Here is a 22,109-nt window from a genome sequence, read left to right on the forward strand (position 1 = left end):
AGGTCCCGGCCGGCGATCGGCCTCCCCTGTGGGGAGTCACGGGCGCAACCTCACTCCCCCGCGGCTCGCTCGCCTCGCGCCGGTACAATCCTGGCTATTCGGCGGGAAGGCACCTCAATGGCCGGCGAACGCACCTACCCCGTGCTGCCTTGCGCGGACCTGGACGACGCACTCGCGTTCTACGTCGCGCTCGGGTTCACCGTCAGCTTCGAGCAGCGCCGCCCGTATGCCTGCGCGGTCGTGGAGCTGGACGACATCGCGATCCATCTGTTCGTCATCGATGGCTTCGATCCGGCGGACTCCTACGGCAGCGCCATCATCACCGTCGCGGACCCCGGGAAGCGGCACGAGGCGTTCAAGGCCGGGCTGCGGGAACGGTTCGGCAGAGTCCCGGTCAAGGGCATCCCCCGCCTCCTTCCTCCGCGGCGCAAAGCCGGCACCGCGACCGGGTTCTCCGTCGTGGACGTCGGCGGCAACTGGCTCCGCTTCTACCGAGCGGGCGCGACCGAGGAGGAACCGACGGAACGACGGTCCGGCCTTCTCCGGGTGATCGACGTCGCTGCACGGCAGGGCGATTCTCGCGGTGACGAGGCCCAGGCGATCGCGGTGCTCGACGCAGGTATCGGTCGCTATCCCGACGCACCGCCGACCGAGAGGTTCGAGGCGCTGCTCTACCGCGCGGAGCTCAAGGCGCGCACCGGGGCGGACGCGGCGCCCGACCTCGCCGCCGCACGCTCGCTGCTCGCCGAGCACGAGCTGGGCGCAGAGGCAGAGCAAGCGTGGACGGTCGCGGAGGAGGCAGCCCGGTCCTAGCCCTCCTCATGCTGTCAGCGTGCGGCCAGCCAGCCCAGCCGTTCGAGGATCTCCTGCACGGACTCGTCGACCGAAGCGGGGTGGGTGACCACCTGGAAGTGCCGGATGCGCCCGTGGTCCGACCGTGCGTGGTAGACGTCGACCCACTTGCGCAACGCGGTCGCCCACTCGTCGGTGGGCTCGCGTTCGGTCACCCGCTTCTTCAGCACGTCGATCGGTGCGGTCGTCTCGCAGATGGTGAGCCTCGCTCCCGGCAGAGCTGCCTGGATGAGGTCGACCTCCTCCTCATCGCTGAACACCATCGGGACGATCAGCTTGATGTCGAGGACGGCTGCGACATAGTTCGGCCAGATGGCCCGCAGGTTGTCGCGGGGGAACCACCTGCCGGGGTACGGGTGCACGAGACTCAGCTCGTCCATGTCGATGACGCCGTGCGCGATGTCCGCTTCCCGGAGCGCCTCGGAAAGGGCTCGTGCGAGGGTGCTCTTCCCGGAGCCCGGGGAGCCGTGCAGCACGAGGACTTCCGCCATGGCCACCCATCCTTCCAAGCGTTGGGACCATCGGCGTGGTAACTACCGGGAGCAGTTCCCACGCCGCCCCACCGGATGCGGCGACTGGCGCGGGTCAGCGCACGATCGGCTTGTGGGAGCTGAACGCCATCACGAGGGCGACGATCCACAGGATCACGGTCCACCCGCCGAGGAGGTTGATCCAGAAGATCGCCCAGTGGTTCGACTTGCCCCGCAGGGCCGCCACCGCCCACGGCAGCATGTAGCCCGCGGTGAGAAGCGCCACGACGACGGCGACGAACGCACTGACCGGGCGGTCCCGCTGATCGGTGAGGTAGCTGCTCATGGGCCCAGCCTAGGGGCGGCGCGCCAGACACGAACCAGGGGCAGGACGCTGCTCATTGGCCGCCCGCGGCGGCACCGCCTACGCTGTGGTTCCCATCGACCGAAGGATCCCGGTGTCTCTTCTCCCCGAGCATTCCCCTCATGAGCACGTGCCCGGCCCCGACGAATCGACCCTGCCCGAGCTGGAGGAGGACCAGAGCGTCGCGCCCCGTCCGGAGGAGGAGGTCGCCGACGTCCTGCGGGCGAAACCGGACGTCGAGGATCACAGCCGGCATTCCGAGTAGCGACACCCGGCGGTGACGAGGACTGCGGATTCGATCCCGCGCAACGGCGAGCTGCTCCTCATCGGTGGCCCCGAGTGCGGCGCTCAGTTGATGATCTCGCCCCGCTCGTGCTCGCGGAGGACGGCGAGTCGGTCCCGCCACCCCTGCAGCGCCTCCGGCGTGAGCCGCGTCCAATCGTCGACCTCGCCGACGATCCGCAGCGGTGCGGTGCTGCGATACGACCGGGTGGGGTTGCCGGGGAACTTCTTGTCGGTCACGTTCGGGTCGTTCTCGAACGGCCCGGTCGGCTCGACGAGGTAGACGCGCGGAGGGCCGTCGCCGGGCGCGAGCTCGGCAGCGAGGCCCGCACCGTCGCGCAGAGCCGTGAAGTAGATGTGGTTCATGACGATCTCCGGGCGGTAGTTCGACCGGAACCCCGCCGTCAGCAAATCGCCGATTGCGAGATCGGCCTTTGTGCCGTGGAAGAACGGACCGTCGTCCAGCGCCTCGCTCACCGCGACAGCCTAAGTCGACGCCGTCCGCCGGCGCAGGTGTTCCGCCGCCTCGTCGGCGTCGCGCTTCCTCGATGCCTACCGGCTGGTGCGGCGAGCGAATACCAGATGGATGACACCGCGCGGAGACGGGGTCGCCTCGATGGTGAAGCGCTCTTCGAGCCCTTCGAGACCGTCCCAGAGCCGTTCGCCCCGGCCGAGGACGATCGGCACGAGGACGATGTGCAGGTGGTCGATCAGGTCGGCCTCGAGGAACTGCCGGACCGTGCTCACGCCGCCGCCGATCCGGACGTCGAGGCCGCCGGCGAGGGCGCGGGCCTGCTCGAGCGCGGCGGCGGGATCGGCGTCGACGAAGTGGAAGGTCGTGCCGCCCGCCATCTCGAGCACGGGCCGCGGATGGTGGGTCAGGACGACGACCGGGGTGTGGAAGGGCGGGTCGTCGCCCCACCAGCCCTTCCAGTCCTCGTCCTCCCAGGGGCCGCGCTGCGGGCCGAACTTGTTGCGCCCCATGATCTCGACACCGATCCCGGGTGCCCACGCGCTGGCGAATGCCTCGTCGACGCCCCGGGACGCCTCGCCCTGCCCGTGGAGGCCCATCTCGCGGAAGGTGCGCGTCCCGAACGCCCACTCCATCAGGCGGCTGCCGGCGTGACCGAACGGGGTCTCGAGCTGCTGGCCCTCGCCGGTGCCGAAGCCGTCGAGCGAGACCGAGAAGTTGTGCACGCGGACGAGGACATGTCATCTCCTGAGTGCTGGTCGTTCCCTTCCGGGACCCTAGCGGCCCCGCGCTGCGCACGCGGGCGGATGTCGCCGTCGGTGGATCGTCCAGCCATCCGGGTCGTACCCGATCCGGCTGAGGTCCCCCAGCGCCCCCTGGCCGCAAGCCGATCCGATGACCACCTCTAGCCATCCGGTGGCGAGGGCTCGACCGGCGCTCTCCTCCTTCGGCCTCGGCTCGCCCGCCGCACCAGCACCCGGTCGAGCGGCAGGATCGCGAGCCAGACGAGCGGCGTCCACGAGCCGAGCACGAACGCGAGCGGGATGCTGATCCCGAATCCCGCGGCGCCGAGCAGCCCGCGCGCGGCCTCGAGCCGGGACGCCGGCTCGAGCACCGCCTCGCGGAGCAGCCCCCGGCGGCGCACGTGCACCTCGAGCAGGACCTGCGTCGCGTTCACCCCGCCGAGCACGAGCGCGTAGAGCACGTACGACAGGGGCTCATTGGCGTAGGTGCCGAGCAGCTGGTGCGGCAGCGGGATGAGCGCGACGAACCCGAGGAGCACGATGTTCCGCACGAGCAGCCCGCCGTCGATCTTCTGCACCATGCCGAACAGGTGCCGGTGATCGGACCACGCGGCCGCGGCGACCGCGATGCTGAGCGCCATGATCGAAAGGCGCGGAATCAGCTCCACGACGGCCGCGGTGAACTCCCGCGACGACAGGCCCGGCGGGATGACGATGCTGATGACGAGGAGCGTCATCGCGACGCCGAAGATGGCGTCGCTGAGGTTCAGCACCCGCGCGAACTCGAGGGGGTCCTCGTCGCGATCGATGGGCCGGTTCACCGCATCACCGCCTTCGGTCGAGCTACGAGTGTCTTCCAGAAGGGACGCGTCCGCACCCGCGGCTGGGGCCGCTACCGGGTCGCGTAGCGCTCGACGAAGCGGCGCACGAGCGCGGGCGGATGCTGCACGCCGCTCTCGCGGGCCCGCTCCTTGAGCGCCTCCGCCTCCTCGGGCGCGAAGTAGCCCGCGTACTTGTAGACGTCGATCCGGGTGGCGATGCCCGGAACGTCGAGCTCCGGGTGGAACTGGGTGGCGTAGACGTTGGCGCCGATCCGGAACGCCTGCACCGGGCAGCCGGGTGACGAGGCCAACCGGACCGCATGGGGCGGCAGCTCGCGAATCGCCTCCTTGTGCCCGACGAACGCGTCGAACTCGGGCGGCAGCACGCCGAACAGCGGATCGCCGCGGCCCTCCTCGGTGAGCGTCACCGTCACGGGGCCGACCGGCTCCGAGTAGGTCCGGTCGACGACCGCGCCCTGATGGGTGCCGATCGTGCCGACGCCGTAGCAGGCGCCCAGCATGGGGAAGTCGGCGGCCACGACCTCGTCGAGCAGCCCGGCGAGCTCGGCCTCGACGCGCCGCTGCACGTCCGACTTCGCCTCGACCGGGTCGGAGGAGTTGAACGGACTGCCGCCCATGATGAGCCCCGAGTAGTCCCCCAAACGGATGTCGCCGAGCGGCCGCTGCTCGAGCCGGATGCGGCGCAGCTCCGACTCCTGCAGTCCACCGAAACGTCGGAACGCGTCGTACTCCCCCTCGGCCGCCGCGTCCTCGGCGCGGGTGCCCAGCAGGAGGAACGGCTTCATGCCGACAGGGTAGACACGGCCGAGGCTCCGGTGGGCGCCGGGGCGTCATTCCGTGTCATGTGCGCACTCCGCCGTTCCGCGCCTCGCGATCGGGGCCCCACCAGGGCTTCTCCTCGAAACCCCTCCGCTCCCTGCCGGGCTCCCGCAAATCCCCCTGCCCGCCCCCCAACCGATGCCGGGCCGCGGCGCGTCGCATCCTTCTAGGGACCTCTCGGTCGTAGCTTCTGCCGCGACAGCGCACCGTTCGCACCCGGCAAGGAGGCCGAATGAACAGCGCAGGCAGGGCCCGAACCCCGCACAGGTACCACCCGAGCGAGACGACGCTGCGTCGCGGACTCCTCCGCGTTCGACTCCCCCGCTACCTCGCCTCTCAGCGGAGCGCGCTTCCCACGAGAGCGCGGACGAGGTAGCGGGATGCGCGTCGGCAGAATCCTGCTCGTCACGCTCCCCGTCGCCGGCGTGCTCGCCGGCGCGTTGCTCCTGGTTCCCCCCGCGCTCGCGCAGGTGCCGAGCGCTCCCCTCGCGTCCGACTCGACGTTCACTCTCGGCGCCCGGGATGGGACGGGGTTCGTGTCCGTGACACTCTCCGCGGGGTGGACCCGGATCGGCACCGGACCGTTCCTCCCCGACGACCGCGCCACGCTCGTCGCCCCGGACGGCGTCTACCGCGTCGAGCTGGAGCTCGTGCCCGGCTCCCCGTCCACCCCGGACGGCGCCGACTCGGTTCCGGGCCAGGTCGGGAAGGAGCTCGCGGCCGTCATCGACGCCGCTTCCTGGAGCACCGAGACCCTGCTCGCCGGGAACGAGGTCCGCTACACGAGCTGCCCGGACGGCGGAGACGCGGTCACGGTCGCGATCGTCGACCCACCGCGGGCGCTGACGGCTGCGCACGGCACCGGCACCGTCCCCGACGACGTCCGGTTCGTGCTCGTCGCCTCAGCACCGGCGGACGAAGCGCCGAGGTACCGGACGGTGACCGCGGACCTCGTCTCCTCGGCGGTGTTCAGCCGGGAACGACCGGCACCGTCGCCGATCGGGGAGCCTCAGTCGTGATGCGGCGCACACGCCTCGTCGCCGCTCTCGCAGTGTCCGGTCTGCTGCTCGCAGCCTGCGCGACCCTGCACACCACTCCCGGCTGGACGCCCCGGCCCGCCGCCGAGCCCGACCTGGTCCTCGCCGTCGACGCCGCCGACCCCCCGCCCCCCGCCGTGGCCGACGGTCTCGACACCCGGCTGCTCTACACGGCCGACCCGGGTGCCGGCGTCGGTGCCCGCTGGGCCGAGATCCCCGGCAACCCCCGCTTCAACGAGGAGCTGCGGGCCCGCGTGAAGGACGCCATCGACGCTCAGGCGGCCGCGACCGGCGTCCGGTTCCGGCCCGCGGCGGATGCGCCGGGCGGCTCGCGCGGGTGCGCGCCGGGCGCCGCGAGCCGCCCCGCCGCCGAGATCGCGGCCGATCCCGCGCTCACTCCCCAGACCGGTGGGCCCACGGTGACGATCGTCTGCGAGATCGCAGCCGCCTCCGGAACGGTGCTCGCCGAGTCACTGCGCATCGTCGCCGCCGTAGCCGGCGAGGTGCTGACCGACACGACACGCCTCTACTACGCCGACACGGCCGGCGAGTTCCTCACGACCGCCGACACCCTTCTCACCGACGACGGCCTCCGGACCCTGCTCGCCCGCGTCGTGCAGTCGCTCAAGGTCGGCGCCGGCGCCCTCGAGCCGCAGATGAAGGAGGACCCCGCATCGTTCCCGATCGAGCAGCTGAGGGCCTGGTTCGCCGACTTCAGCTTCGGTGCCGACGGGTCGCTCACAGTGCGGCTGCCCGAAGGGTTCAGCACCGCCGAGCTCGAGCGGCTGGCCGACGTGCCGCCGACCTCGACGGTGGCGGTCACCGTGCCGGCCGCCGACGCCTCAGCTCTGCTCAGCGCCGACGGCAAGCGGGTGCAGTCCGCGCTCGCCTCCGGGGCCCCGCTGACGCTGCCGACCGCACCTGCGCGCGGGCAGGAGGACGTCGACTGCGCCTTCTTCGCGTGCATCGCCCTCACCTACGATGACGGGCCCGGCCCGTACACCGCCGACGTGCTCGACACGCTCGCCTCCCGCCGCTCGGCCGCGACGTTCTTCCTGCAGGGCGTCTACGTGAGCCGGTACCGGAGCCTGCTCCTCCGCATGCGCGACGAGGGCCACCAGCTCGCGAACCACACGTGGAATCATCCGGATCTGCGGAAGCTGCCCGCGCCCGAGATCGCCGACCAGATAGCGCGGACCAACGCGCTCATCCGCTCGATCACCGGCACCACACCCTCGATGTTCCGGCCGCCGTACGGCGCCTACGACGACACCGTGCTCGCCGCGGCCGGGCTGCCCGCCATCCTCTGGTCGCGTGACACCAACGACTGGCAGAGGCCCGGTGACGCCGCCCTCTACGAGCGCGCGGTGACTCTCGCGAAGCCGGGCGACATCGTGCTCATGCACGACGTGCACCAGAGCACGGCGCGCATGGCGGCACCCATCATCGACGGGCTGCTCGACCGCGGCTTCACCCTCGTGACGGTGGAGCAGATCCTCGGCGGGACTCCCGCCGCGGGCACCGCCACGAAGCGGTGACGGGAGCGGTTCAGACGGCCGCGAGCCCGCGATCGGCGGCGCCGGGGATGCGGCGCTCCTCCTCGACGGGCACGAAGGGGCGCACCGGGTCCCCCGTCCAGCGGCAGAGGGTCAGCCGGCTGGTCTGCAGACCGCCCACCGCGTCGGCGGTGGAAAGGTAGAAGAGGCCGCCGCCGAGAGCGGCGATGCCGACATCCGCCCGCTGGTACCAGCCGCGGATTCCGGTCGAGCGATCGGCGAGGCCATCCGCGGAAAGCGGCAGCTGCCGGCCCCGCTCCCCCGCCAGGCCGGCCAGTGCCTGGCGGCGGGGCCGGGCATCCGCGTCCAGCGAGAAGAGCGTGAAGTTCGGGAAGGCCGGCTTGCGTCCCGGGTAGACGCCGAGGAACCAGCGCCGCAGCTCCTCGTCGTACTCGAGGTTCTGCACGCCGAAGGTGGTGTTGCCCGTCCGGACGAAGTACTTGCCGTCGGGTCGTGCGGGCCCGCTGCGGTGCGGGGCCGCCTCGACGAGCGGACGGGCGAGCGTGTCCCACCAGTCGTCGGCGGCGTACTGGAGCAGCACCTGGTGGTCGTTGTCGTCGCGGTCCGGTCCCGAGTAGACGCCGTAGGCGATCGTGAGCAGCCGGCGACCGTCGGAACTGCCGAAGCGGGGGCCCATCGCGATGCCGTCGAAGCCGCTGCAGCCGTAGCGCCCGCGCGCCGTGTCGTCGGCTTGGGCAACCGACGGCGGCGCGACGAAGTCGGCGGTGACCTCGGCGAGATGCACGGTCCGCATCACGCGGGGATCCGTCGCCTCGAGACCCACCCGGTGGATCGCCTCCGCGTCGAAGACCGCGACATAGAACGCCTCCGCCGCCTTGTACTCGAGGGATCCGTACACCTTGCGGGTCGCGGGGTCGAACGTCACATCGCCGAGGTGACCGGAGAGGCCCTCGACGGTGGCGAGCAGGTTGCCGTGCAGGTCCGTCTTCACGAGGGCGGTCGTGAACGAGAAGTAGAGGTGGCCGCGAAGCCGGTCGACGGCGATGCCCTGCACGTGGCTCGTCGGCCACCAGCCGCCGCTGACGCTCCGCGGATAGGACGGAGGAAGCACCTCCGGGCGGTCGACGGGCGCGGCGGGGAGGGTCGGAAGGGTCTCCATCACCGCACAGCCCAGCGGTCGCGGGCGAACGGGACGCCTCCCCGCGGTGACGCGTCGGCTAACAGTGCCGGTCCGTGCGGTGGTGCGAAGCGGCGGGTCGGAGGGCTCGACTCACCCCGAGCGACCGGTCCGCCTGCGCGCCGAGCGGAGCCACTCGGAGCTCGGCTCGAGGAACGCGAGCGCCGTCGCGGCGACCATGCACGCGAACTGCAGGAAGCTGGCGAGCCCGTTGAAGATGCTGCTGATGCTCAAGAGCGCCAGCACCGCGATGCCCCAGCGCGACCATCCGATCCCGCGCCGGAGGAGCAGACCGCAGACGAGGTAGCCGACGGCGAAGAGCACGCCAGAGGTGACGCCGATCACGAGTCCGGTGACGAAGACGCCCTCGGCGATCTCCGGCGGCAGGGTCTGGCCCTGCGCGTCCGGCTGCTCGAACACGCGGCGGCGCAGCGCGTCGAGGTTGTTGAGGGTCGCGAGCAGGGTGAGCGCGGCGAGCACCGCGGCGGCGACGCAGAGCCAGAAGGCGGCGTCCACGGTTCGGGGACGTGCGCCCGGCGACGGGGTCGACGGCTCGGACGCCGGCGTCGGCACGGTCATCGGGATCCTCTCGTCGCCCTGCCCTCAGGCTAACGGGCGACGAGAGGCGACCCGACGGCTAGGCCTGGCGCGGAGCGGTGGGCCCGAACGCGGAGTCGCGACGGGCGCGGCGGTACTCCTTGACCCTGCGGAACCACTCGTTCGACGGCCGCAGCCAGATGAGCACGGTGGCGGCGACCAGGCAGAGGCACTGGAGGATGCCGATCAGCTCGCTGCCCGGCGCGGGCTCGGCGGCGCCGCTCGCGCCGGTGACGGAGGGAAGGGCGAGCGACGCGATCGCGAACAGCGTGCCCAGGATCGAGAGGCCGGCGAGGACGGTCATCACGATGCGCGCCCAGTTCGCCCCTCGCCGCACGAAGATCGCGAACAGCACGTAGAGCAGGATGCCGATCACCCCGGTGGCGATGCCGACACCGAATGCGGAGTCGGCGATCGTCTCGATCGTGCCGGGCGGCAGGACGTCCTCCTGGCCCTGCTGCTCGAGCTGACGCTGGGCGTCCTCGAGCGCCTGGGCGCGCAGCGCGGGGTAGGTGGACGCTGACAGGATCAGCCCCACCACGCCGAGCGCGGCCGTGAGGATGTAGAGCCAGAAGGCGATCTCGACGGGACGCGGCCGCGGCGGGATCTCGGCCGGCGCGGCCGAGCCGTACGGCGACGGCGGATGCGGGGTGCTGGCGGAGCCGGTCATCGGGGTCCTCCTAGGGTCGAGGGCTGAGTACGGCGGTCGGGGACCACCAATCTACTGCGGTCCCTCGGCTTCTCCACAGCCCGGTCTCGCCCGTTGCGGAGGAGTCACTCAGCCCCCGTCCAGAAGCGTCGACCGGGCTAACGACGAAGGACGCCGGCCCGGAGGGGCCGACGTCCTATTCACGTCGAACCGCCGCTCGGCGCGGCGGCGCGGTCAGCGCGTCAGGCGCTCTTCTCAGCGCGCAGCGGCTTGCGCGGAACGATGGTCGGGGCAGCGTTCTCGAGCACCGACTCACGGGTGATGACCACCCGGCCGACCTCGTTGTTGGAGGGCACCTCGAACATGACGGGGCCGAGCACCTCTTCGAGGATCGCGCGGAGGCCGCGGGCGCCGGTCTGACGCAGGACGGCGAGGTCGGCGATCGCCTCGAGGGCGCCCTTGTCGAACTCGAGCTTGACGCCGTCGATCTCGAACATGCGCTGGTACTGGCGGACCAGCGCGTTCTTCGGCTCGGTGAGGATCTGCATCAGCGCGTGCTGGTCGAGCTGGCTGACGGTGGTGACGACGGGGAGGCGGCCGATGAACTCCGGGATGAGCCCGAACTTGTGCAGGTCCTCGGGGAGCACCTCGCCGAACACGTTGACGTCGTCGCCCTTGGTGTGGAGCGGGGCGCCGAAGCCGATGCCCTTCTTGCCCGCACGGCTCGAGATGATGTCCTCGAGACCGGCGAACGCACCCGCCACGATGAACAGCACGTTCGTCGTGTCGATCTGGATGAACTCCTGGTGCGGGTGCTTGCGCCCGCCCTGCGGCGGAACCGACGCGACCGTGCCCTCGAGGATCTTCAGCAGCGCCTGCTGCACGCCCTCGCCGGAGACGTCGCGCGTGATCGACGGGTTCTCTGCCTTGCGGGCGATCTTGTCGACCTCGTCGATGTAGATGATGCCCGTCTCGGCGCGCTTGACGTCGTAGTCGGCGGCCTGGATGAGCTTGAGGAGGATGTTCTCCACGTCCTCGCCGACATAGCCGGCCTCGGTGAGGGCGGTCGCGTCGGCGACGGCGAACGGCACGTTGAGCCGCTTCGCGAGCGTCTGGGCGAGGTAGGTCTTGCCGCAGCCGGTGGGGCCGATCAGCAGGATGTTCGACTTCGCGATCTCGACGTCGTCCGCCAGGGCCTCGGCGGGCGTGAGCGTCTGGCGCGAGCGGATGCGCTTGTAGTGGTTGTAGACGGCGACGGCCAGGGAGCGCTTCGCGGGCTCCTGCCCGATGACGTACTCCTCGAGGAAGTCGAAGATCTCGCGCGGCTTCGGGAGGTCGAACTCCCCCGTGGTCTCCTCGCCCGCTTCGGCGAGCCGCTCCTCGATGATCTCGTTGCACAGCTCGACGCACTCGTCGCAGATGTAGACGCCCGGGCCGGCGATCAGCTGCTGGACCTGCTTCTGGCTCTTCCCGCAGAACGAGCACTTAAGAAGATCTGCGCTCTCCCCGATTCGCGCCATGCTTCTCGTCCTCCAGGTCTGCCCGCCCGCCGGCGCGCGTCGATGTGGCAATGAGCCTAACCCGACCGGCGGACACACGGACGCAGAACCACGGCGGGTTCCGGCGTGCCGCGAATCCGTCCCCCGGGCTCGTCCCCCGTCGGCCGTTTTCCCCGCGTTTCCGCGGTTCGCCGCCTCCTCCCATGGAACACGAAGTGCACAGGAGGAGGGCGGCGTCTCGCGCTCGGCGAACGGCGGCGTGGCGCCTGCGCACCTGCGCGGACGTCCGCTTCGTCAGTCGGCGGCGTCCGATCGGCCGGACGGCGTCCTCGTCCCGTCGATCACCACCTTGCCGAGGGCGCGCCCGTCGACGAGCAGCCGGAACGCCTCCGGAGCCTCGTCGAACGGGAACACGTGCCCGATCGCCGGCCGGATCCGTCCGGCCAGGGTGAGCTCGGCGACCTCCCGCAGGTCGTCGAGGCGGGCGCGGACGATCAGGAGCCGGATGCGCTTCCGCGTGAAGGGCCGCAGCACGGCGCCCGCGAGCAGCAGCCACAGCATCCGCCGGACGGGACCGCCCACGAAGAGGAGGATGCCGCCGGGGCGCAGCGCGCGGAGGTAGGCGGACAGAGACCGCCGGACGAAGACGTCGAAGATGACGTCGTAGCGCTTGCCGCCGCGCGTGAAGTCCTCGCGCTCGAAGTCGACGACGGCGTCCGCGCCGAGGTCGCGGAGGAACGCCGCCTTCGCGGCGCGGTCCACCGCCGTGACGTCCGCGCCGTGCAGCTTCGCCAGCTGGACGGCGAAGCTGCCCGCACTGCCGCCCGCCCCGGAGACGAGCACCGCCTGTCCGGGAGCGACTCGTGCGGCATCGCGGATGCCCTGCAGCGCGATCACGGCCCCCTGTGGGAGGGCGGCCGCCTCCCGGAAGCCGAGCCCCTCGGGGATCCGTGCGAGCGACCTATCCTGCGCCGAAGCGACCTCGCCGAGGCCGCCCAGCCGGCTCAGGTTGTCACCGAACACGGGGTCGCCGACGGCGAAGCGGGTGACCTTCCCGCCGACCGCCTCGACGCGTCCGGCGAGATCGGAGCCGAGGATCGGGCGGCGCGGCTTCCGCAGGCCGCCGAGGCGGGCGTAGCCGGGATAGCCGCGCAGCGCCTCCGAGTCCGAGCCGTTGAGCGAGACGGCGGCGACCCGCACCAGCACCTCGTCCTCGCGGGGTGTCGGGACCGGCACGTCGGCGAGCCGCAGCTCGTCCGGTGTCCCGTACCGGTGGTGGACCCACGCCTTCACGGGGAGAGGCTACGCCCGCTCCCGTCAACCACGAATTGCCACTTTCCGCCCCTATCCCGGAGGAATGAGGGCGGAAAGTGGCAACTCGGGAGCTCCGACAGGAGCCCTGGGGACTAGCGGACGAGCGCGGGGAGGTTCTTCCGGCTGGTCAGCACCTGGTCGATGAGGCCGTACTCGAGGGCCTCGTCGGCGGACAGGATCTTGTCGCGGTCAATGTCGCGGTTGACCTGCTCGACGGTGCGGTTCGAGTGCTTCGACAGGGTCTCCTCGAGCCACTCGCGCATGCGCATGATCTCGCGGGCCTGGATCTCGATGTCCGACGCCTGGCCCCGGCCGGCGTCGCCGGTCGCGGGCTGGTGGATGAGGATGCGCGCGTTCGGCAGCGCGAGGCGCTTGCCGGGCGTGCCCGCCGCGGTGAGCACGGCCGCCGCCGACGCCGCCTGGCCGAGGACGACCGTCTGGATCTGCGGGCGGATGTACTGCATCGTGTCGTAGATCGCCGTCATCGCGGTGAACGAGCCACCGGGTGAGTTGATGTACATAACGATGTCGCGGTCGGGATCCTGGCTCTCGAGCACGAGCAGCTGGGCCATGATGTCGTCGGCCGAGGCGTCGTCCACCTGCACGCCGAGGAACACGATGCGGTCCTCGAAGAGCTTGGCGTACGGGTCCTGGCGCTTGTAGCCGTAGGCGGTGCGCTCCTCGAAGCTCGGGAGGATGTAACGCGCGCTCGGCGCCTCGCCCGATCCGAACGCGGTGCCACCGAAGTCGTAGTTCGTCATGTCGTCTTTCGTCTCTTCCGTTCGCTCGGTGGAACTACAGCTCGCCCTTGGAGGCGGGCTCGAGGGTGCCGCCGCCGCCGGTGACGTCGCTCGCGGACTCGCGGATGTGGTCCACGAAGCCGTACTCGAGGGCCTCCTCGGCGCTGAACCAGCGGTCGCGGTCACCGTCGGCGTTGATCTGCTCGACGCTCTTGCCGGTCTGGTTCGCCGTGATCTCGGCGAGGCGGCGCTTCATGTCGAGGATGAGCTGCGCCTGGGTCTGGATGTCGCTGGCCGTGCCGCCGAAGCCGCCGTGGGGCTGGTGCAGCAGGACGCGCGCGTTCGGCGTGATGTAGCGCTTGCCCTTGGTGCCCGCGGTGAGGAGCAGCTGCCCCATGGAGGCGGCCATGCCGATGCCGACCGTCACGATGTCGTTCGGCACGAACTGCATCGTGTCGTAGATCGCCATGCCTGCCGTGATCGAGCCGCCGGGCGAGTTGATGTAGAGGTAGATGTCCTTCTCGGGGTCCTCCGCGGCAAGGAGCAGCAGCTTCGCGGCGATCTCGTTCGCGTTCTCGTCGCGCACCTCGGAACCGAGCCAGATGATGCGGTCCCTCAGCAGTCGGTCGAAAACGTTCGGCGCCATTACTGGATCAGCCATCGGGAATTGCTCCGTTCTGTGGGAAGTGCCTCGAATCTATCGAAGGGGTCGGACGCGATCCGGCCTGTTCGCCGTCGGCAGAGAGCGTGGCGCACGGCTCTTGACCGCTTCCCCGCCCGGGTCTATCGTTCCTCGTATTCAACCGATTGGTTGATCAAAGGAGAGGTTGATGACAGCGCTGACGGAGGACCGGCTCGACACGGCGTTCCTCGCCCTGGCCGACCCGACCCGGCGGTCCCTGCTCGCCCGGCTGTCCGTCGGCGACGCGACCGTCGGCGAGCTGGCCGCACCGTTCGCGATGTCGGTCCAGGCCGTGTCGAAGCACCTCACCGTGCTCGAGCAGGCGGGGCTCATCACCCGCCGGCGGGAGGCGCAGCGCCGGCCCTGCAGTCTCAACCGCGAGGCCATCGGACCGCTCGTCGACTGGCTCGACGCGTTCCGCCGCCGCACCGAGGAGAAGTTCGCTCGGCTCGACGAGGTCCTCGCCCGCGACCTCTCCCCCACGACACCGTCCCCCGCCCACCCCGACAGAGAGGAATGAAGTCATGGCATCCACCGACACGACGACCATCGTCGCGCCCGACTCCCTGCCCGTCATCGAGATCACCCGAGACTTCCGCGCGCCGATCGCCCAGGTGTTCCGCGCGTTCAGCGACCCGGAGCTGATCCCGCAGTGGCTCGGCCCCCGCGAATACGAGTTCGTGGTCGACCACCTGGACGTGCGCAGCGGCGGGTCCTACCGCTACGTCCACCGCGACCGGGACGGCAACGAGTTCGCCTTCCGCGGCTGCTACCACACGGTGGAGGCGCCGACGACGGCGATCCAGACCTTCGAGTTCGAGGGCTTCCCGGGCGAGGTGTCGCTCGAGTTCATGCACCTCGAGAGCACCGGCGAGGACGTGACCCGCGGCCACTTCACGAGCCACTACCGCTCGCTCGAGGCCCGCAACGGGCTCATCGCAAGCGGGATGGAGCGCGGTCTCCGCGACTCGCACCAGCGCCTCGACGAGCTCCTCACCCGCATGTGACGAGCGCGAACGACAGAGCGGGCCGGCCCGGTCACCCGGATCGGCCCGCTCTGTCGCGTTCAGGCGAGGCTCAGTGGTTGTGGCCCTCGTGGTCGTTCGCGTCGCCCAGAGCATCGGTCGCCGCCGAGACGTCGAAGCCGTCCTCGTCGTCCGCCTTGGCGGCGAAGTCGGAGAGGTCGACCTCCTTGCCGTTGCTGTCGACGACCTTCGCCTTGCCGAGCACGACGGCGAGGGCCTTCGAGCGGGTCACCTCGGCGATGACGCCCGGGAGCTGACCGTTCTGCTGCAGCACCTCGGCGAACTCCTGCGGCTGCATGCCGTACTGCTGGGAGGCCTGGATGACGTAGTTGGTGAGCTCGCCCTGGCCGACGCGCACCTGCTCCTTCTCGGCGATCGCGTCGAGAAGCAGCTGCGAGCGGAAGGTCTTCTCGCTCGACTCGGTGACCTCGGCGCGGTGCGTGTCGTCCTCGAGGCGGTTCTCCTGCTCGAGGTGGCGGTGCACCTCGTCCTCGATGAGCTTCGCGGGGACCGGGATCTCGACCTTCTCGAGCAGCGCGTCGACGAGCTTGTTGCGCGCCTCGGTGGCCTGGCCGAACGTCTTCGAGCGGGCGACCTGCTCGCGCAGCTGCTCCTTCAGCTCGTCGAGCGTGTCGAACTCGCTCGCCATCTGGGCGAAGTCGTCGTCGGCGTCGGGGAGCTCGCGCTCCTTGACGGCGAGCACCTTCACGGCGATCTCGGCGGTCTGGCCCTCGTGGTCGCCGCCGAGCAGCGTCGACTCGAAGGTGGTCTCCTCGCCGGCGCTGAGCGAGTCGAGCGCCTCGTCGATGCCCTCGATGAGCTCGCCGGAGCCGAGCTCGTAGGAGATCGCGTTGGCGGAGTCGACCTGGTTGCCGCCGATGGTGGCGGTGAGGTCGATCTGGGCGAAGTCACCCGTCTTGGCCGGACGGTCGACCGTGATGAGGGTGCCGAAGCGCTCGCGCAGGCGGTCCAGCTCGGCGTCGACCTCCTCGTCGGTCACCTCGGCGGCGTCCACCGTGACGGTGACGTCCTCGTACTCGGGGAGCTCGAACTCGGGCCGGACGTCGACCTCGATCGTCAGCTCCAGGTCACCGGAGTAGTCCTGCAGCTCGGGCAGCTTCGTCACGTCCGCCTCGGGGCGGCCGAGCGGGCGCAGGTCGTTGTCGGCGAGCGCCTGACGGTAGAACCCGTCCATGCCCTCGTTGATGGCGTGCTCGATGACCGCGCCCTTGCCGACGCGCTGGTCGATGATGGGCGGCGGAACCTTGCCCTTGCGGAAGCCGGGGATGTTGATCTGCTCGGCGATGTGCTTGTACGCGTGCTCGATGCTCGGCTTCAGGTCCTCAGGGGGAACGGAGATCTCGAGCTTGACGCGCGTGGGGCTCAGCTTCTCGACGACGGACTTGACCATGTCTGTTTCGGTTTCCTGATCTGTGAATGAGTCTTGGGGAAGCTCGTGGTCGGGGCGACAGGATTTGAACCTGCGGCCTCCCGCTCCCAAAGCGGGCGCTCTACCAAGCTGAGCTACGCCCCGGTCGTGGCGACCGCTGTGGCCGGGGGTTCGGAGCGTGCCCCGAAAAATGGCCTCGTCGAGTCTAGCGGGTCGATTCGCGAGGGTCCTGAGTGGGGGCAATGCCGCCAGCCCCTGGCGATCCGCAAGCGTGAGGGGGACAATGCCCGCAGGATCAACCCGCGGAGGTCGCCATGACCGCATCGATCGTCTCACCGCCGTCCTACCTGCCCACCCTGTCGGCCGGACGGCACCGCACTCCGAAGCGCGGCGCGTGCTTCATGGAGTACGCCTCCTTCCTCGCCGGTGAGCGCTGGAGTGATCACCCCAGCTGCACTCATCCGGTGCTCGCCGCGATCGCCCGCGGCGTCAACGACCTGACGTCGGCGTCGACGCGCAACGAGCTGGCCGTCCACATCCCCCGGGTCATCGGGCTCCGGAGCGAGGATCCCGTCCTCGCCCTGCGGCTCGCTCTGCGCGCCGGGCTCTCCGCCCTGCCGGTGGCGAGCATGGAGCGCCAGCGGGCGCTCGCGGTGGGGGTCCGCCACATGCTCGTCGAGCTCGACCGCTACGGCGCCGGCGACGACGCGACCCGGCAGGAGGTCGCGGATGTGTTCGCGCTCGTGCCGGACGCCGACCGCTGGAGCTACCGCTTCTGCCTGGCGGTAGGTCACGCCGAGACCCGGTCGCCGCTGCGCAGCTGCGAGGCGATGGCCACCGTGTCGGTGCTGGGCATCGCGGAGGCGTGCGTGCCGGACACCGATGCGCGGCTGCGGAGGCTGCTCGAGGAGTCGATCGGCGAGGCCGAGCGCCACATCGGCACGGCGGCCTCGGTGACGCCCGCGCCTGAGCCGGCGGCGCGGATCCCGGAGCCGGCCCGCCGCTGACGAATGGCGAGCAGCGCGGAGGACGTGCAGAGCGCCCTCCGGGAGCGGGCGCGCCCGGAGGACGCCGTGTTCCTCGCGCGCTTCTTCCGGGCCGGGCCGGGCCAGTACGGCGAGGGCGACCGTTTCCTCGGCATCCGCGTGCCCGAGACGCGGAAGGTGGTCGGGAAGTTCCACGACCTCCCCCTTCAGGCGGTGCGGCGGCTGCTCGAGAGCCCGTTCCACGAGGACCGGCTCGCCGGGCTGCTGGTGCTCTTCGCCCGGTTCCGCCGCGCGTCCGCGCACCGGAGCCGGGACGACGCGGAGCGGCGGGAGCTGCACGAGTTCTACCTGGACGCCGTCCGGTCGGGCCGTGTCAACAACTGGGACCTCGTCGACACGTCCGCCGACACGCTCGTCGGGCAGTACCTGCTCGGCCACCCCTCCGACCTGCTGGAGCGCCTCGCCGACGGGAAGAGCCTCTGGGAGCGGCGGGTCGCGATGATTGCCACCTTCACGGCTCTCAAGGCCGGCGACGCGTCGCCGACCCTCGCGATCGCCGAGCGACTGCTGCCCGACCGCGAGGACCTCATCCAGAAGGCGGTCGGCTGGATGCTGCGCGAGGTCGGCAAGCGGGTGTCGCGGGAGGCGCTGACGCGGTTCCTCGACGAGGCTGCGCCGCGGATGGGCCGGACTGCTTTGTCCTACGCGACCGAGCACCTCGACGAGGCCGAGCGCGCCCGCTACCGGGCGATGCCGCGAGTCGCCGCCGAACGGATGCGTTAGGCTGGTTCGCGCTGTCGCGGCTCGATCGCGCACGCGGGGCGGTAGCTCAATGGTAGAGCCTCAGTCTTCCAAACTGATTACGCGGGTTCGATTCCCGTCCGCCCCTCCACACCGTCGGCAGAGCCGACAGGTCCGGCCCCGGAAAGACCTGGACCGAGATCGCCGGCGCCTGCGCGGCCGCCTGCGCCACCACGACCGCGGTGCCGGCCGCTTCGGTGAGGTTGTCGGCGCGCAGCGAGATGTGCGCGGCGAGGTATCCGCGCTCCGTGCGGATCACCTCCGGCACGTACCCCGCGAGCTCGGCCCGCACCGCGTCGGCACGTCGCTCGTCCGGGTCCCGATCGAGCAGCTCGACCACGGCTCTGTAGGTCTCGACCATTCGCAGGCGCTCCCAATCGCAATCGCTTCGATCATCGTCACGGCTGGGAGGCGGTTCACACCCTAGGCAGTGGAGCAGGGCGGACGGAAGAGGCCAGTGGTCCCTCACCGGGCCGATTCCCCTCCGAACGCACTCACCCACCCATTCCCTGATCGGCATGGGATTCGATCCGGTGGAGCCGAGGTGTCTCGAGAGCACCGGGGCTTTTACGCCCCCTCTCGGCGTCAGTCAAGCCCCTTCCGTCGTGTCTGCCTCGCCCATTCCGCACCCTTGTGACCCTTCCGAGGCAGGCGTAGCGTGACGAGCCTCCGAGGGGATCGGTGGTCGCGACCCGGCTCAGATCCCCCCGAAGAATCCGACATCACTCACCGAAACGGCAAACCCGGCGTGAGCCGGGGACGCAAAGCTACGGGACCTCCGCGGGAGGTTCGCCGGGCCACCGAAAGAGACCTCCCTTGCACAATCTGCGCGCACACATCCTCACCGCCGCATACCCCCTCTTCGCCGAGCGCGGGATCGATGACGTCACCGAGGAGGACATCCGTGAAGCGGCACACGTCAGTCAGCAGGAGCTGATCGCTGCCTTCCCGTCCAAGAGCGCGATCGCCGCGGCGTGCATGATCCAGCGGGAGCGCGAGTGGACCATCGCGGCCGCCGAGAAGGCCGCACGGGCCCGCGGCGCGACGCCGGAGGCGCGCCTGCTGTCGCTGTTCGACGTGCTCGAGGAGTGGTTCCAGCGCGACGACGAGGAGGGGAAGACGTTCCTCGACGCGCTCGTCAACCTCTCCCGCGACAGCCGGATCGGCCGCCCCGACGCGGAGCACCTTGCGAAGATCCGGGCGACCATCGCCGGGATGGCCCGCGAGGCCGGCCTGCGTGATCCGGACGCCTTCGCGCTGACCTTCCACGTGCTGATCAAGGGCTGCGTCCTCAGCGCTCTCGAGGGCGACACCATCGCCGGAGTCCGCGCCCGCGACATGGGCCGCGAGTTGATCGCGGGCCACCGGCGCGACGCCCTCGCCGCCGAGTCCGCGCTGCAGCCGGGGACCACCTGGTTCGGCGATCCGTCGTTCGACTTCGACGACGGTCTCCCCCGCGGCGCTGCGTCCTCGTCTGCCGCCGTGCTCGACTGGTACGACGACATCGAGCTCGGCCGGGAGCAGCAGGCCGACTGACCGCTCCGGCGACGCGCCCTGCGCCTCGCCGGCGGGCTACACGAGCTCCGCCGGCGACGGCTCGACGATACGGATCCCGTCCCTGCCCTCGCGCTTCGCGGCGTACATCGCGGCGTCCGCGGCGGCGACCAGACCGTCGGCGGACAGGAACTCCTCGCCCGACGGGTGCAGAGCGGCGACGCCGATGCTCGCGGTCACCCCGACGCCGGGCGGCATGTCCGCGAGAGGGGCGCGGACCGCCCCGGCGAGGCGCTCCGCGATCGCTCGCGCGGTGCGCGGGTTCGCTCCGCGGCAGATGACCATGAACTCGTCGCCGCCGTACCGGCCGATGGTGTCGCTGCGCCGCACGACCTGCGACAGCCGCTGCGCCACCTCCGCGAGGACCCGGTCGCCGACGGCGTGGCCCAGCTCGTCGTTGATCGCCTTGAATCCGTCGAGGTCGACGAAGATGAGGGCGACCGCCCGTCGCTCAGCGCGGGCCTCCGCCAGCGCCTCAACCAGCCGCCCGCGCAGCAGGGCGCGGTTCGGCAGCCCGGTCAGCTCGTCCTGGAGCGCCAGTTCCCGCAGCGTCTCCTGCAGCGCGATGCGAGTCAGCGCCTGGCCCGCGAGCCGGCACAGGGACGCCTGCAGGTCGAGCTCCTCCCGAGTGAGCTGCCGCGGCCGGCCGAAGAAGCAGGTGAGCACCCCCGCGGCCTTGCCCTCCTCCCGCACCAGCGTCGCGCTGAGCGCCTCGACGCGGGCGCGGCGCAGCGGAGCGGCGAGGTGCGGGAAGGAGGCCTCCACCTCGGCGGGATCGCTCAGGACCAGCTCGTCGTCCCCGCGGAGGACGCGGAGCTCCGGCCCGTCCCGGTCGAGCAGCGCGTCCGCGCCGAGCGGGTGGCTGCCGCCGGCGATCCCCAGCTCGCGGTTCTCGAGGAGCAGGACGGCGCTCTGGGCGGCGTCGAACGCCCGCCCGGCGGCATCCGCGAGGGCGTCCGCCACCCCCTGCCTCGTCACCGTGTCGGCGAACGCGGTCGCGGCCGCCTGCAGCATCCGCACGCCCGACTCGGACCGCTCCGCCGCACGGCGGGCCTGCAGCAGCTCACGCTCGTAGTCGCGTCGCTGGGTCGCCTTCATCACCGCGATGTGCACGGGACCATCCGGGACCGCGGCGACAGCGTTCATCAGCACCGTCAGGGAGCCGCCGTCCGCGCGCCGCAGCTCGAGTGCGAGCTCGTGCACGCTGCCCTCGAGCCGCAGCACCGGCAGGAAGCGGGTCTCCACGAATAGCCGTCCCGCAGCGGTGAGCAGCGAGTCGAACCGCTGCCCCTCGACCTCGTCTCGGCGATGGCCCGTCCACGCGAGGAAGGTGCGGTTGGCGCGCTGGACGATTCCGCCGCCGTCGGTGAGCAGCAGGCCGCACGCGGCGTGCTCGTAGAGCTCCCCGGGATCAGCGGCCATGTCCGCGCTCCTCACGAAAGGAACGCCCGGATGGCCTCGGTCAGCTTCCCGGGCTCGGACAGGTTGGGCGTGTGGCCGGTCGCGTCGAGCAGGGTGAACGCGCTGCCGGCGATCCGCTCGTGCACGTACTCGCCGACGCTCGTCGGGGCGATCGCGTCCTCGCGCGTCTGGATGACGAGGGTCGGCACGGTGACCTCCTCGAGGTCCCGGCGGTTGTCGGACAGGAACGTGACCCGGGCGAAGTGGCCGGCGATCTCCGGATCTGTGCGGCAGAAGCTCTCCGTCAGCTCCTCGCCGAGCTCCGGCCGGTCGGCGTTGCCCGTGATGATGGGCGCGATGGCCGACGACCAGCCCAGGTAGTTCGCGTCGAGGGTGTCGAGCAGGCCTTCGATGTCGGTGCGGGAGAACCCGCCCCGGTAGTCCCCGTCGTCGATGTAGCGGGGCGACGGGCCGACGAGCACCAGGGCGCCGAACCGGGAGGGGTCGCGGATGGCCGCGAGCACGCCCATCATCGCGCTGACCGAGTGGCCGACGTACACCACGTCCTGCAGGTCGAGCGCCTCGATGATCTCGAGGATGTCGTCCGCGTAGCCGTGCAGCGTGTCGTACTTGCGCCGGTCGTAGGCATCGAGCTGCGAGCCCCCGGCGCCGACGTGATCGAAGAGCACGACCCGGTGGTCCTCGGCGAAGCCGGGGACGACGTGCCGCCACATCTCCTGACTGCACCCGAATCCGTGGGCGAAGAGCATCGGTCGCGCTCCTGCGGGACCCAGCACCGTGACGTTGTTGCGCGCCAGGACGTCGGCCTCGACGGCAGTGGTTTCCTGCACCTTCACCCCTCACACCGGCACTCGAGGCCGGAGTCGTCATTGTCG

The 22,109-nt window shown here is 71.0% G+C and carries 25 protein-coding genes, 2 tRNA genes and 1 riboswitch; of the genes, 10 read left to right on the plus strand and 17 right to left on the minus strand.

From position 1 onward, the window contains the following. Nucleotides 1-117 precede the first annotated feature (117 nt). Nucleotides 118-813 carry a hypothetical protein gene (locus tag J3P36_RS04930; RefSeq protein WP_210506111.1) on the plus strand — a complete coding sequence of 232 codons (696 nt, stop codon included), beginning with the start codon at nucleotides 118-120 and terminating at the stop codon, nucleotides 811-813. A gap of 14 nt (nucleotides 814-827) precedes the next feature. Here the strand turns inward: J3P36_RS04930 and J3P36_RS04935 are convergent, their stop codons facing one another. Together J3P36_RS04935 and J3P36_RS04940 are read right to left on the minus strand one after the other, a co-directional pair. Beyond that, the gene (locus J3P36_RS04935; protein ID WP_210506112.1) at nucleotides 828-1,343 is read right to left on the minus strand and encodes a hypothetical protein; all 516 of its coding nucleotides are present in this window, start codon (nucleotides 1,341-1,343) and stop codon (nucleotides 828-830) included. A 94-nt stretch (nucleotides 1,344-1,437) separates the two neighbouring features. Continuing rightward, nucleotides 1,438-1,668 carry a superinfection immunity protein gene (locus tag J3P36_RS04940; protein WP_210506113.1) on the minus strand — a complete coding sequence of 77 codons (231 nt, stop codon included), beginning with the start codon at nucleotides 1,666-1,668 and terminating at the stop codon, nucleotides 1,438-1,440. A gap of 112 nt (nucleotides 1,669-1,780) precedes the next feature. Between J3P36_RS04940 and J3P36_RS04945 the strand changes: the two genes are divergently transcribed. Further along, nucleotides 1,781-1,951: a hypothetical protein gene (locus J3P36_RS04945; RefSeq protein WP_210506114.1), complete on the plus strand. Its 171-nt coding sequence runs from the start codon at nucleotides 1,781-1,783 to the stop codon at nucleotides 1,949-1,951. An 83-nt stretch (nucleotides 1,952-2,034) separates the two neighbouring features. Here J3P36_RS04945 and arr read toward each other — a convergent pair whose 3' ends face one another. From arr to J3P36_RS04965, 4 genes are all read right to left on the minus strand, one after another. After that, nucleotides 2,035-2,445: an NAD(+)--rifampin ADP-ribosyltransferase gene (arr, locus tag J3P36_RS04950; protein ID WP_210506115.1), complete on the minus strand. Its 411-nt coding sequence runs from the start codon at nucleotides 2,443-2,445 to the stop codon at nucleotides 2,035-2,037. A gap of 75 nt (nucleotides 2,446-2,520) precedes the next feature. After that, on the minus strand, nucleotides 2,521-3,165 hold the full coding sequence (locus J3P36_RS04955; RefSeq protein ID WP_210506116.1) for a dihydrofolate reductase family protein: 645 nt from the start codon (nucleotides 3,163-3,165) through the stop codon (nucleotides 2,521-2,523). A 179-nt stretch (nucleotides 3,166-3,344) separates the two neighbouring features. Beyond that, nucleotides 3,345-4,004 carry a TMEM175 family protein gene (locus J3P36_RS04960; RefSeq protein ID WP_210506117.1) on the minus strand — a complete coding sequence of 220 codons (660 nt, stop codon included), beginning with the start codon at nucleotides 4,002-4,004 and terminating at the stop codon, nucleotides 3,345-3,347. A 71-nt stretch (nucleotides 4,005-4,075) separates the two neighbouring features. After that, nucleotides 4,076-4,810, minus strand: a complete 735-nt coding sequence (locus tag J3P36_RS04965) for a glutamine amidotransferase (RefSeq protein WP_210506118.1) — start codon at nucleotides 4,808-4,810, stop codon at nucleotides 4,076-4,078. A gap of 414 nt (nucleotides 4,811-5,224) precedes the next feature. Between J3P36_RS04965 and J3P36_RS04970 the strand changes: the two genes are divergently transcribed. Both J3P36_RS04970 and J3P36_RS04975 read left to right on the plus strand, forming a co-directional pair. Then, entirely contained in the window at nucleotides 5,225-5,863 is a 639-nt protein-coding gene (locus tag J3P36_RS04970; RefSeq protein WP_210506119.1) for a hypothetical protein, read from the plus strand. Next, a complete protein-coding gene (locus J3P36_RS04975) occupies nucleotides 5,863-7,419 on the plus strand; it encodes a polysaccharide deacetylase family protein (protein WP_210506120.1) in 1,557 nt (518 codons plus the stop codon). The genes J3P36_RS04970 and J3P36_RS04975 overlap by 1 nt, the downstream gene beginning before the upstream one ends. A gap of 10 nt (nucleotides 7,420-7,429) precedes the next feature. On the opposite strand, the gene J3P36_RS04980 is transcribed toward J3P36_RS04975, so the two are convergent. The 7 genes from J3P36_RS04980 to J3P36_RS05010 all read right to left on the minus strand — a co-directional run bounded on the left by J3P36_RS04980 (nucleotide 7,430) and on the right by J3P36_RS05010 (nucleotide 14,035). Continuing rightward, a complete protein-coding gene (locus J3P36_RS04980; RefSeq protein ID WP_210506121.1) occupies nucleotides 7,430-8,557 on the minus strand; it encodes a hypothetical protein in 1,128 nt (375 codons plus the stop codon). Nucleotides 8,558-8,668: 111 nt separating this feature from the next. Continuing rightward, nucleotides 8,669-9,154, minus strand: a complete 486-nt coding sequence (locus J3P36_RS04985) for a hypothetical protein (protein WP_210506122.1) — start codon at nucleotides 9,152-9,154, stop codon at nucleotides 8,669-8,671. 58 nt (nucleotides 9,155-9,212) lie between these two features. Beyond that, the gene (locus J3P36_RS04990; RefSeq protein WP_246854144.1) at nucleotides 9,213-9,842 is read right to left on the minus strand and encodes a hypothetical protein; all 630 of its coding nucleotides are present in this window, start codon (nucleotides 9,840-9,842) and stop codon (nucleotides 9,213-9,215) included. Between the two features lie 221 nt (nucleotides 9,843-10,063). Then, nucleotides 10,064-11,341 (minus strand): ATP-dependent Clp protease ATP-binding subunit ClpX, encoded by a 1,278-nt coding sequence (gene clpX, locus J3P36_RS04995; protein ID WP_210506123.1) that lies wholly within the window; start codon nucleotides 11,339-11,341, stop codon nucleotides 10,064-10,066. Nucleotides 11,342-11,614: 273 nt separating this feature from the next. Next, the gene (locus J3P36_RS05000; RefSeq protein WP_210506124.1) at nucleotides 11,615-12,613 is read right to left on the minus strand and encodes an NAD(P)-dependent alcohol dehydrogenase; all 999 of its coding nucleotides are present in this window, start codon (nucleotides 12,611-12,613) and stop codon (nucleotides 11,615-11,617) included. 113 nt (nucleotides 12,614-12,726) lie between these two features. Further along, nucleotides 12,727-13,395 (minus strand): ATP-dependent Clp protease proteolytic subunit, encoded by a 669-nt coding sequence (locus J3P36_RS05005; protein WP_210506125.1) that lies wholly within the window; start codon nucleotides 13,393-13,395, stop codon nucleotides 12,727-12,729. Nucleotides 13,396-13,429: 34 nt separating this feature from the next. Continuing rightward, nucleotides 13,430-14,035: an ATP-dependent Clp protease proteolytic subunit gene (locus J3P36_RS05010; protein WP_210506126.1), complete on the minus strand. Its 606-nt coding sequence runs from the start codon at nucleotides 14,033-14,035 to the stop codon at nucleotides 13,430-13,432. A 169-nt stretch (nucleotides 14,036-14,204) separates the two neighbouring features. Between J3P36_RS05010 and J3P36_RS05015 the strand changes: the two genes are divergently transcribed. Together J3P36_RS05015 and J3P36_RS05020 are read left to right on the plus strand one after the other, a co-directional pair. Next, nucleotides 14,205-14,576: a helix-turn-helix transcriptional regulator gene (locus J3P36_RS05015; RefSeq protein WP_210506127.1), complete on the plus strand. Its 372-nt coding sequence runs from the start codon at nucleotides 14,205-14,207 to the stop codon at nucleotides 14,574-14,576. A 4-nt stretch (nucleotides 14,577-14,580) separates the two neighbouring features. Continuing rightward, the gene (locus tag J3P36_RS05020; RefSeq protein ID WP_210506128.1) at nucleotides 14,581-15,063 is read left to right on the plus strand and encodes an SRPBCC family protein; all 483 of its coding nucleotides are present in this window, start codon (nucleotides 14,581-14,583) and stop codon (nucleotides 15,061-15,063) included. A gap of 70 nt (nucleotides 15,064-15,133) precedes the next feature. Here the strand turns inward: J3P36_RS05020 and tig are convergent, their stop codons facing one another. After that, on the minus strand, nucleotides 15,134-16,492 hold the full coding sequence (gene tig / locus J3P36_RS05025; protein WP_210506129.1) for a trigger factor: 1,359 nt from the start codon (nucleotides 16,490-16,492) through the stop codon (nucleotides 15,134-15,136). 46 nt (nucleotides 16,493-16,538) lie between these two features. After that, nucleotides 16,539-16,615 (minus strand) — tRNA-Pro (locus J3P36_RS05030). A gap of 170 nt (nucleotides 16,616-16,785) precedes the next feature. On the opposite strand from J3P36_RS05030, the gene J3P36_RS05035 reads away from it, so the two are divergent. From J3P36_RS05035 to J3P36_RS05050, 4 genes are all read left to right on the plus strand, one after another. After that, nucleotides 16,786-17,478, plus strand: coding sequence for a hypothetical protein (locus tag J3P36_RS05035; RefSeq protein ID WP_210506130.1), 693 nt, complete (start codon nucleotides 16,786-16,788; stop codon nucleotides 17,476-17,478). Nucleotides 17,479-17,481: 3 nt separating this feature from the next. After that, nucleotides 17,482-18,240, plus strand: coding sequence for a DNA alkylation repair protein (locus J3P36_RS05040; RefSeq protein WP_210506131.1), 759 nt, complete (start codon nucleotides 17,482-17,484; stop codon nucleotides 18,238-18,240). A 35-nt stretch (nucleotides 18,241-18,275) separates the two neighbouring features. Next, nucleotides 18,276-18,349, plus strand: a tRNA-Gly gene (locus tag J3P36_RS05045). 635 nt (nucleotides 18,350-18,984) lie between these two features. Beyond that, a riboswitch (cyclic di-GMP riboswitch) is annotated at nucleotides 18,985-19,063 on the plus strand. Nucleotides 19,064-19,074: 11 nt separating this feature from the next. Beyond that, nucleotides 19,075-19,794, plus strand: coding sequence for a TetR/AcrR family transcriptional regulator (locus J3P36_RS05050; RefSeq protein ID WP_210506132.1), 720 nt, complete (start codon nucleotides 19,075-19,077; stop codon nucleotides 19,792-19,794). A 36-nt stretch (nucleotides 19,795-19,830) separates the two neighbouring features. Here the strand turns inward: J3P36_RS05050 and J3P36_RS05055 are convergent, their stop codons facing one another. Both J3P36_RS05055 and J3P36_RS05060 read right to left on the minus strand, forming a co-directional pair. Further along, on the minus strand, nucleotides 19,831-21,234 hold the full coding sequence (locus tag J3P36_RS05055) for a diguanylate cyclase (protein WP_210506133.1): 1,404 nt from the start codon (nucleotides 21,232-21,234) through the stop codon (nucleotides 19,831-19,833). A gap of 11 nt (nucleotides 21,235-21,245) precedes the next feature. Continuing rightward, nucleotides 21,246-22,064: an alpha/beta fold hydrolase gene (locus J3P36_RS05060; protein WP_374100701.1), complete on the minus strand. Its 819-nt coding sequence runs from the start codon at nucleotides 22,062-22,064 to the stop codon at nucleotides 21,246-21,248. Nucleotides 22,065-22,109: the final 45 nt, after the last annotated feature.

The organism is Naasia sp. SYSU D00057 (genome assembly GCF_017916505.1).
Classification (GTDB): Bacteria; Actinomycetota; Actinomycetes; order Actinomycetales; family Microbacteriaceae; genus Naasia.